1 pseudogene is annotated in these 248 nt (G+C 43.1%); it reads left to right on the top strand.

The annotated features are described in order from the left end of the window. Positions 1-248 (top strand): annotated as a pseudogene (locus A142_RS15565) (IS4 family transposase); the annotation flags it as partial.

Raw genomic sequence — 248 nt, 5'->3', positions numbered from 1 at the left:
CAGAGAACGCTGAAGAATTTGGGTTCATCTCTAAAAAATTGAAACCTTACCCTCAACTTCGTTTAGTCGCTTTGATGTCAACAGAAACACGAATGATTATGGGGGCGGCTTTTGATGGTTGTCATGTCGGTGAAACGACCTTAGCTAAGCGCCTATTCAATGATATCCCCGCACACTCATTGACCTTATTTGATCGTTGTTATTTCTCGGCAGACCTTTTGTTGTCGTGGCAAGAGAGTGCGGAAAAT

The organism is Vibrio splendidus 12E03 (assembly GCF_000272105.2).
Classification (GTDB): Bacteria; Pseudomonadota; Gammaproteobacteria; order Enterobacterales; family Vibrionaceae; genus Vibrio; species Vibrio splendidus_I.
The sequence above is the reverse complement of the archived record's forward strand: the minus strand, read 5'-3'. Positions and strand labels throughout refer to the sequence as shown.